This is a genomic window from Thermaurantiacus sp. (genome assembly GCF_053487655.1).
This window is the reverse complement of the sequence record NZ_JBRCLD010000036.1, coordinates 1-7,712: the sequence shown is the minus strand read 5'-3', so window position 1 is coordinate 7,712 and position 7,712 is coordinate 1. Positions and strand designations below refer to the sequence as shown.

The window sequence follows — 7,712 nt, the reverse complement described above, 5'->3', positions numbered from 1 at the left end:
ATGTAGGGGAGCCTGACGCCGGCGTGGATGGTGAAATAGTCCACGCCCTGCTCGGCCTGTTCGATGAGCGTGTCGCGGAAGATCTCCCAGGTGAGCTCCTCGGCGACGCCCCCCACCTTCTCGAGCGCCTGGTAGATGGGGACCGTGCCGATGGGGACGGGGGAATTGCGCAGGATCCATTCGCGGGTATCGTGGATATTCTTGCCGGTCGACAAGTCCATGACGGTGTCGGCGCCCCAGCGGATGGCCCAGACCATCTTGTCCACTTCCTCGGCGACGGACGAGGCGACGGCCGAGTTGCCGATGTTGGCGTTGATCTTGACGAGGAAGTTGCGGCCGATGGCCATGGGTTCGAGCTCGGGGTGGTTGATGTTGGCCGGGATGATGGCGCGGCCGCGCGCGACTTCCGAGCGGACGAACTCGGGGGAGACATGAGCGGGGATTTCGGCGCCGAAGCTTTCGCCGTCGCGCGAGCTTGCGAGCGCTGCTTCCCGGCCGAGATTTTCGCGGATGGCGACGAACTCCATCTCAGGGGTGATGATACCGCGGCGGGCATAGGCCAGCTGCGTAACCGCACCCGATTTCGCCCGCCGGGGCCGGCGGTTGGGGTGCGCGAAGGGACGGGTTTCGGGGCGGGCGGCGGAGCCGGAGCGAAGGCCATTGTCTTCGGGACGGACCTGCCGGCCCTCGGTGCGTTCGGTATCGCTGCGCGCGTCGATCCAGGGATCGCGCAGGCGGGGGAGGCCAGCGTGGATGTCAATGAGCGCGGCAGGGTCAGTGTAGGGGCCGGACGTGTCATAGACACGGAAGGGCGGCTCTCCACCCGTGAGTGCAATCTCGCGCAGGGGCACGCGAATCTCGGGGAAGAGACGGCCTGGAACATAGACCTTGGTCGAGGCAGGCAAGGGGCCGGTTGTTACGCCGATTTCGGAAAGGGCAGGGCGGTCAGCCATCTCGTCCTCCTCGCGTGGGCGGATGGCTGACTGCGGCGGGTTGCCGGGCCCTCCCTCCGCCGGTGTTGCTCCGGATCAGGTTCAGCGGGTCGCAGGCCTGCCGCCTGCCTCTCAGCCGCGCGCATGGCGGCTCCCCGGGGTGGCAGCATGCTACGGCAGGGGGGCGGGCGGCGCAAGCACAGTTGCAGTGCACCAGGCAAGCAGGCAGGACGAGCAAGCGATGTGGCTGGGGCATGACGCAGCGTGGCAGACCTTTGAGGCGGCATGGGCGCTCGGGCGGCTGCACCATGCCTGGCTGCTGGCCGGGCCGCGAGGCATGGGGAAACGCGCCTTTGCCGACCAGGTGGCGATGCGGCTCCTGGGCGAGGGCCAAGGCCGGGCATGGCTGGAAGCCGGTGCCCATCCGGATCTTCGGGTTCTGGCACCTCAGCCGGAGAAGCCGGCAAGCGGGATCGGCGTGGATGCCGTGCGGGAGCTTGCGTCCCTGCTGCGCAGCCATGCCGGGGTCGGCCGCCACCGCGTGGTGATCGTCGATGCGGCGGACGACATGAACGCGCATGCGGCCAATGCGCTTCTGAAGTCGCTCGAGGAGCCGGGAGAGGGCGTGCTGTTCCTGCTGGTTGCGCATGCGCCCGGGCGGCTGCCGGCGACCATCCGCTCGCGCTGCCGGGTGCTGCGGTTCCCGCCGCTTTCACAAACGGTGATCGAGAGGCTGCTCGCGGAACGCCTGCCGGAGCTTGCGGAGAATGAACGGGTGCAGGTGGCTGCGCTTTGTGGCGGCGCACCGGGGGAGGCGCTGGCGATGGCCGGGGCAGGTGCGCTCCTCGATGCCCTGGAGCGCGAGCCAGCAGAGCAGTTTGCCGAGCGCTTCGCTGGCAAGGGCAGTGCAGAGACCTTTGCGCTGTTGTGCCGGCTGGCACCGCGGTTGCTGGCGCGGGCAGCACGGGCCGCGCCCGGGGCCGAAGTGCTGGCCGCCTACGCCGAAGTCTCCGCACTGGTGCGCGATGCGCTGCGGCCGGGGGAGGACCGGGTGATGATGGCGCATGCGCTGGCCCTTGCGCTTGCGCGGGGTTCAGGCATGGCGGCGCGATGAGCCGCTATTATGTGACAACTGCGATCAACTACCCCAATGGCGCACCGCACATCGGTCACGCCTATGAGGCAGTGGCAACCGACTGGCTGGCGCGGTTTGCGCGTGCTGACGGGCGCGAAGTCCGGTTCTTGACGGGAACGGATGAGCATGGGCTGAAGATTGCGCAAGCGGCCCGCGCCGCCGGGCTTGCGCCACGCGCCTATGTCGATGGCATGGTCGAACGGTTTGTGGAGATGGCGGATGCGCTTGCCATCTCGCGCGACCGCTTCATCCGGACGACGGACGCTGATCATGTGGCGGCAGCGCAAGCGCTGTGGCAGCGGATGGCAGACGCAGGCGACCTCTATCTCGACCGCTATTCAGGCTGGTATTCCCTTCGCGACGAAGCCTTTTACGCCGAGGAAGAGACCCAAATTGCCGCGGACGGGACGCGCGTGGGGCCGACTGGGACACCAGTTGCCTGGGTTGAGGAAGAGAGCTGGTTCTTCCGCCTGTCGCGCTTTGCCGAGCCGCTTCTTGCACTTTATGCGCGCCAGCCGGAGTTCGTGCAGCCGGCAAGTCGAATGAACGAGATGCGAGCATTTGTTGAGAGAGGGTTGAAGGACCTCTCCGTCAGCAGGACCAGCTTTGACTGGGGCGTGCCAGTGCCGGGATCGCCTGGCCATGTGATGTATGTCTGGGTCGATGCGCTCGCCAATTACCTGACCGGTGCCGGGTTTCCGGCAGGTGGGTTCGAGCGCTGGTGGCCAGCCGATCTCCATGTCATCGGCAAGGATGTCGTCAGATTCCATGCGGTCTACTGGCCGGCGTTCCTGATGTCGGCAGGGCTGCCTGTCCCGGCCCGCATCTTCGGCCATGGCTTTATCTTGAGCCGGGGTGAGAAGATGTCGAAGTCGGCGGGCAATGTCGTCGACCCCGTGGCGCTTGCCGCGCGCTATGGTGTGGACCCGTTCCGCTATTTTCTGCTGCGCGCCATTGCCTTCGGCCAGGATGGCGAGTGGAGCCACGAGGCCATTGCGGCACGGCTGAACGCCGATCTTGCAAATGATCTCGGCAATCTCGCCCAGCGCACGCTCTCGATGATCGCAAAGGCTGGTGGCTGCGTGCCGGCGCGCGGGGAGGGGGGGGCGGCCGAGGCACGGCTGCTCGCCGAGGCAGCAGGGCTGCTCGATGCCTGCCGACAAGCGCATGCTGCAGTGCGGCCAGACCTTGCCCTGGATGCCATTTTTGGTGTGGTGGCAGCAACCAACCTCTATCTCTCGGAACGCGCGCCGTGGAGCCTGCGCAAGACAGACCCGGAAGCAGCGGACAGCGTGTTGTGGCACGCAGCCGAGTGCATCCGGCGGATTGCGATTCTGCTCCAGCCCGCAATGCCGGAGCGGATGGCGCGTCTCCTTGATCTCCTCGCTGTGCCGAAAGACAAGCGCTTGTTCCAAGACTTGGACCAGGAACTTGGGAGTGGCAATAAGCTACCGCCACCCAGTGGCCTGTTTCCGCGCCTGGAGGCCGATCAGCCGGAGCGCATGACGAGCCAGGCTGTGTAAGAGATGTAGCCAGCGAGCATGAGGCCACCCTCAAGGCGCCCTACCTTGCGATCAAGTGCCGAAAGAAAGAGGAGGATGGCTGCGCCGACCATCACGGCCATGTCGATTCCAAGCATTTCCGCTGGGAAGGCCGTTGGCGCAATGAGGCCAGTGAGCCCGCCGATCCCAAGAATATTGTAGAGGTTCGAGCCCAGGACATTGCCGACGGCGATAGCAGTCTGGCGGCGGATGGCAGCGACGATTGACGTCACGAATTCGGGAAGCGAAGTGCCGACGGCGACGATGGTGAGGCCGATGACCGATTCGCTCATGCCGAGTGAGCGGGCGAGCGCGACGGCCGCCTCGACCAGCATCCTTCCGCCAAAGATGATGGTGGCAAGGCCGCCCAAGGCCATCGCTGCGGGAAGGAGCCAGCCGAGCAGGCCAGGCGCCGAGGTGGCGCGAGGCTGGAGAGCGGGATCCACCTGCTCGGTCGCCTCCCGTTTTTCGAAGGCGGCCGTATGCCCGGCTTCGGCAACGCGAGCGACATTGCGCTCCTGGCGATAGGCGTAGGCCATGTAGCTGATGAGCCCAATCACAAAGGCAAGGCCGACGCCGCGGGTCAAGCCGACGGTAAAGCCGGCGAGCACGAACAGGAGCGAGACGATGATGACGAGCGTGCCGTCGCGCTTCAAGGCAGCGGAAGAGACGGCGAGCGGGAAGAGGAGGGCAGAGAAGCCAAGGATCAAGAGCACGTTCGCAATGTTGGAGCCGGCGATGTTGCCGATCGCAATTCCGGGGGCGCCGATTCGGGCAGCCTCGATGGACGTGACGAGCTCGGGCGTGGAGGTGCCAAAGCCGACCAGAGTCAAGCCGATGAGAAGGGGCGAAACGCCAAGGCGCTCGGCGATGCGGACGCTGCCACGCACCAGCAGCTCCCCGCCGACGACAAGGAGGACAAGACCGCCGGCGAGCGAAAGGAGCGTCAAAAGCATGGCGCCGGGTCCTTGCCACATGGGGGCGGGGGTGCAAGCAAAACCGGACCAGGGCCGTTGGGAATTGCATGTGGGAAGCGCCTGGCCCACATGGCGCCCATGCTGATCGACAGCCATTGCCACCTGAACTATCCTGGCCTTGTCGAGGACGAGGAGGGGGTGGTGGCACGCGCCCGCGCTGCGGGGGTCTCGGCGATGATCTCGATTTCGACGCGCGCAAGCGAATGGGGGGATGTGATTGCGGGTGCGGAGCGCCACCCAGACGTGTTCGCGACTGTCGGCATCCACCCGCACGAGGCTGACCAGCACACCGATGTCGACACCGCCAGGCTGGTGGCAGCAGCAGCGCATCCGCGCGTCGTCGGGATTGGCGAGACGGGCCTTGACTATCATTATGACAGGTCGGACCGGGCGCGTCAGCAGGCAAGCTTCCGTGCCCATATCGCAGCAGCGCGGGAGACCGGCCTGCCGCTTGTTGTGCACAGCCGGGACGCCGAAGAAGATACAATCGGTATTCTGGAAGAAGAAATGGGGAAGGGGCGTTTCCCCTTTCTGCTCCACTGTTTTACTGGCTCGGCCTGGCTTGCGGAGCGAGCGCTGGCGCTGGGGGGCTATATCTCGCTTTCGGGAATCCTGACCTTCCGCTCGGCAGCAGCGCTTCAGGCCGTGGCGCGGGACCTGCCGGCCGACCGCCTCATGGTCGAGACCGATGCTCCTTTCCTGGCGCCAGTGCCGTTCCGGGGGAGGACCTGCGAGCCGGCGCATGTGGCGACGACGGCGCGGTTCCTCGCCGAGGTGCGCTGCGAGGACAGCGCCGGACTGATGGCCGGAACGGCCGCGAACACGCTGCGACTTTTTGCGAAAATGGCCATCTGATGCGCGTTGTCATGCTCGGGTGCGGCACGTCTTCGGGTGTGCCGCGGATCGGTGGCAACTGGGGGCTTTGTGATCCGGCCAACCCCAGGAACCGACGGCGGCGGGTATCCATTCTGGTGGAGCATGGCGAGGCGCGGGTGCTCGTGGATACGAGCCCGGATCTTCGGGAACAGCTGCTCGATGCCGGAGTCTCGTCGCTTTCGGCCGTGTTCTACAGCCATGACCATGCCGACCACAGCCATGGAATCGATGATCTGCGGGGTGTCTTCCATGCCCAGCGGGCGCGTGTGGACTGCTACATGGACCCGGAGACGATGGCGACGCTGACCCGCCGGTTCGACTATGTGTTCCATGGCCACAATGGCTATCCGGCCTGTGCCCGAGCGCTGCCGATGGCGGCCATGCACCAGTTCGGGGACCTTGTGGTGCGGCCGTTCCGGCAGCTCCATGGCCCGATTGAGAGCAAGGGGTTCCGCTTTGAGGCCGGTGGCCGGGCTATTGCCTATTCAACGGACATCTCCGGGATCCCGGACGAAAGCTGGGAAGCGCTCGAGGGCCTTGATCTTTGGATCGTGGATGCGCTGCGGCGTGAGCCGCATCCCACCCACAGCCACCTTGCCCAGACGCTGGCGTGGATTGCCCGGGCCAAGCCACGGGCCGCGTGGCTCACCCATATGGACCAGTCGATGGACCATGATGCGCTGCTTGCGGAATTGCCGGAAGGAGTGTCGCCAGGGTTTGACGGCAGGGTCTGGGAGGCGGCGTGATGCTCTGGTCGCTTATCTATCTCTTGCTGGTGCTGTTGCTGGTGGTGGCGCTCAATCGCGGCTTCTTTGCCAGGCTTGGCATGGGGCGGACGGTGCAGCTGCTGCTGGTTTGGGGGGTCGTGTTTGCAGGCGGCGTGCTTCTGGTGCGCCTGCTTGGCGTTGCATAACGGCTATTTGACATAATATATATTATCAGACTGGCTACGGGAAGCTGTCCGCAGGCATTGGGGCGTGACAGCTCCCAACTTGGCCCGCATAAGGCTGGACGTGGCTCACCCCCGCATCCACCCGCACGGCGCCGTGCCCAAGCGCCTCGTCTTGCCGGACACTCGGCTTGGCAAGCGGCCGCAGAGTGAGCGGAACATGGGAGCCCTTCTCTCGGGGCGTGCCGCGTCTCAGCAACCGAGGCCTCGATGAGTGGCCGCGGCGACATTGGCCGGCTGCTTTCGATTATGGCAAAGTTGCGAGGCCCTGGCGGCTGCCCTTGGGACCGGGCGCAGGACTTTGCCTCGATTGCGCCCTATACCATCGAGGAGGCCTATGAAGTGGCCGATGCGATCGCGCGCGGCGACATGGCGGACTTGCGGGACGAGCTTGGCGACCTGCTGCTGCAAGTGGTCTTCCACGCCCGCATGGCGGAAGAAGCCGGGCATTTCGCCTTCGCTGATGTCGTCGAGGCAATTGCAGCCAAGATGGAGCGGCGCCATCCGCACGTGTTTGGCAACAAGCATGCGGCCACGGCCGAAGCAGTGGTGGCGGCCTGGGAGGAGATCAAGGCAGCCGAGAAAGTGCGGAGTTCTGCACTCGATGGCGTGGCCAAGGCCCTCCCTGCCCTGCTGCGGGCTGACAAGCTTTCGAAGCGGGCGGCGCAGGCCGGTTTCGACTGGCCCGATGCTCAGGGCGCACGGGCCAAGCTCTTGGAGGAAATCGCTGAGCTCGAGGCCGCAAAAGGGGACCAAGCGCGGGCGGAGGAAGCAGGCGATCTCCTGTTTGCAGCAGTAAACTGGCTGCGCAAGCTCGGCGTCGAGCCCGAGTCGGCGCTCCGGGCAGCCTGCGACAAGTTCGAGCGCCGGTTCCGGGCGATCGAGCGGGCTCCCGGTTTCGCCGATCTCGGCCTCGAGGAGAAGGAGCGGCTCTGGCAGGCGGCAAAGGCCGGGGATCAGAGCGCCCCGTAGCGGGCGCGGGCGGCCTCGCCGAGGCGGACGGTCAGCTCGACCATGCCGTCGGCCTCGGTCTCGGCAAGCACTTCGGCATGCGCGTGGAGCCAGGCGCGGCGGCGGCCGTCAGACGGATGAAGCCGGACCGTCTCGGCCGTGCCGCGTCGCGAAAGCGCATGCGCCATGGCAGCAACGAGGGAATCGACTCCCTCCCCACCCTGGGCCGAGATCAGCAGCTGGCCAGGCCGGCCGGCGAGGGCGGCGCGCTCCGCATGCTCGAGCAGGTCCGCCTTGTTGAGGACTTCGAGCACCGGAACACGGCCATCATCGAGGCCGAGGGAGGAAAGG

General features: G+C 66.2%; 8 protein-coding genes and 1 pseudogene. 6 read left to right on the top strand and 3 right to left on the bottom strand.

Annotation, left to right across the window (positions count from 1 at the left end; translation table 11 throughout):
* Nucleotides 1-953, bottom strand: a 953-nt coding sequence (locus tag ACWIQA_RS03835) for a phosphomethylpyrimidine synthase ThiC (protein ID WP_448581743.1), incomplete at its 3' end; no start/stop codon positions are given.
* 22 nt (nucleotides 954-975) lie between these two features.
* Here ACWIQA_RS03835 and ACWIQA_RS03830 point away from each other — a divergent pair.
* Nucleotides 976-2,046, top strand: coding sequence for an AAA family ATPase (locus tag ACWIQA_RS03830; RefSeq protein ID WP_448581742.1), 1,071 nt, complete (start codon nucleotides 976-978; stop codon nucleotides 2,044-2,046).
* Nucleotides 2,043-3,590: a methionine--tRNA ligase gene (metG, locus tag ACWIQA_RS03825; RefSeq protein ID WP_448581741.1), complete on the top strand. Its 1,548-nt coding sequence runs from the start codon at nucleotides 2,043-2,045 to the stop codon at nucleotides 3,588-3,590. The genes ACWIQA_RS03830 and metG overlap by 4 nt, the downstream gene beginning before the upstream one ends.
* On the opposite strand, the gene ACWIQA_RS03820 is transcribed toward metG, so the two are convergent.
* Entirely contained in the window at nucleotides 3,557-4,564 is a 1,008-nt protein-coding gene (locus tag ACWIQA_RS03820; RefSeq protein ID WP_448581740.1) for a calcium/sodium antiporter, read from the bottom strand. The two genes, metG and ACWIQA_RS03820, sit on opposite strands and share 34 nt — an antisense overlap.
* 99 nt (nucleotides 4,565-4,663) lie before the next feature.
* Between ACWIQA_RS03820 and ACWIQA_RS03815 the strand changes: the two genes are divergently transcribed.
* From ACWIQA_RS03815 to mazG, 4 genes are all read left to right on the top strand, one after another.
* Nucleotides 4,664-5,440 carry a TatD family hydrolase gene (locus tag ACWIQA_RS03815; RefSeq protein ID WP_448581744.1) on the top strand — a complete coding sequence of 259 codons (777 nt, stop codon included), beginning with the start codon at nucleotides 4,664-4,666 and terminating at the stop codon, nucleotides 5,438-5,440.
* Nucleotides 5,440-6,207, top strand: coding sequence for an MBL fold metallo-hydrolase (locus ACWIQA_RS03810; RefSeq protein WP_448581739.1), 768 nt, complete (start codon nucleotides 5,440-5,442; stop codon nucleotides 6,205-6,207). The genes ACWIQA_RS03815 and ACWIQA_RS03810 overlap by 1 nt, the downstream gene beginning before the upstream one ends.
* A complete protein-coding gene (locus ACWIQA_RS03805; protein WP_448581738.1) occupies nucleotides 6,204-6,374 on the top strand; it encodes a hypothetical protein in 171 nt (56 codons plus the stop codon). The genes ACWIQA_RS03810 and ACWIQA_RS03805 overlap by 4 nt, the downstream gene beginning before the upstream one ends.
* 246 nt (nucleotides 6,375-6,620) lie before the next feature.
* On the top strand, nucleotides 6,621-7,382 hold the full coding sequence (mazG, locus tag ACWIQA_RS03800) for a nucleoside triphosphate pyrophosphohydrolase (RefSeq protein ID WP_448581737.1): 762 nt from the start codon (nucleotides 6,621-6,623) through the stop codon (nucleotides 7,380-7,382).
* On the opposite strand, the pseudogene ACWIQA_RS03795 reads toward mazG, so the two are convergent.
* Nucleotides 7,367-7,712, bottom strand: a pseudogene (locus ACWIQA_RS03795) (GTPase HflX); the annotation flags it as partial. The gene mazG and the pseudogene ACWIQA_RS03795 sit on opposite strands and share 16 nt — an antisense overlap.